General features: G+C 65.0%; 1 protein-coding gene. It reads right to left on the bottom strand.

What is annotated here, in order from left to right; all coding sequences use genetic code 11:
• Positions 1–32 precede the first annotated feature (32 nt).
• The gene (locus J2S96_RS20100) at positions 33–1,229 is read right to left on the bottom strand and encodes an IS30 family transposase (protein WP_306867655.1); all 1,197 of its coding nucleotides are present in this window, start codon (positions 1,227–1,229) and stop codon (positions 33–35) included.
• Positions 1,230–1,260 lie beyond the last annotated feature (31 nt).

Raw genomic sequence — 1,260 nt, 5'->3', positions numbered from 1 at the left:
GGCGGATTCAAGTGGTGGTTGCAACGCGTCCTTTATGCTGCTGATTCTTCCAGTATTTGTTCGAGGGCTTGCGCGGGTGTTTTCCAGCCGAGGGTTTTGCGTAGGCGGCCGTTGAGTCCGTCAGCGGCGTAATCGAGGTCTTCGCGGGTAACCGTGCTCAGGTCCATGCCCTTGGGGAAGTATTGGCGCAAGAGTCCGTTGGTGTTCTCGTTGGTGCCGCGTTGCCAGGGGGAATGAGGATCGCAGAAGTAGACGTCGGCTCCGGTGGCGATCTTGACCTGGTGGTGGATGCCGACCATTTCCGCGCCCTGGTCCCAGGTCAGGGTCCGGCGTAGCCGGGCCGGGAGGGTCGGGAGGGTTTCCTGGATGGCCGCCAGGACCTGTTCGCCGGTGTGTCCGTTGGGCAGGTGCAGGAGGATCACGAAGCGGCTGGTCCGTTCCACGAGTGTCCCGATTGCCCCGGTACCCGGGTTCCCGATGATCAAATCGCCTTCCCAGTGCCCTGGCACGGCGCGGTCATCGGCTTCGGGCGGGCGTTCGCTGATCAGCAGCTCCTTCGGAACGCGGGGCCTGCGCGTACCGGGCCGCCGGTTGGGTTGGCGCACCGCGCGGCCCGTGCGCAGGGCGGCGGCGAGTTCGGCCCGCAGGCCGCCGCGGCCCTGGATATAGATGCACTGATAGATCGTCTCGGGGCTGATGCGCATGTTCTCATCATCGGGGAAATCGATCCGCAGCCGGGCACTGATCTGTTCCGGAGACAACCGCTCGCGGGCTGTGAGCATGCCGGTCACATATGCCGCCAGCGCCGGGCGGGAGGCCAGCTTCCGGGTCTTTGGCCGGCGCGCGAGCTTCTGCGCCCTGTTCTGCGCGACCGAGGCAAGATACGGGCGCTTGCCCTCGTTGCGGATGTTCCGTGCCAGCTCCCTGCTGACCGTGGACGGGTTCCTGCCCAGACGCCGTGCGATCTCCCGCACACCGCATCCCTGCGCCCGCCACAGGGCAATCAATTCGCGCTCCTCAAAGGATAAGAAACGCCCGCACGCGGGCTCAAGCAAGGGATCCACCCCACCATGCTTGCGGACAATCCTGCTGACCGTGCCCTCGGACAACCCGGCAAGACCTGCAGAAGCCTCATCCGAAAGACCAGACGAGCGCGATGCCCAAAACACCCGAACCAATTCACGCCGAACCTCAGGCCGACCAAAACGTCCCACAACACCACCAACCACTCAGGCGTTGCAACGACCCCCTGAACCCGCC

It is taken from the genome of Arthrobacter bambusae (assembly GCF_030812595.1).
Taxonomy (GTDB): Bacteria; Actinomycetota; Actinomycetes; order Actinomycetales; family Micrococcaceae; genus Arthrobacter; species Arthrobacter bambusae_B.
The sequence above is the reverse complement of the archived record's forward strand: the minus strand, read 5'-3'. Positions and strand labels throughout refer to the sequence as shown.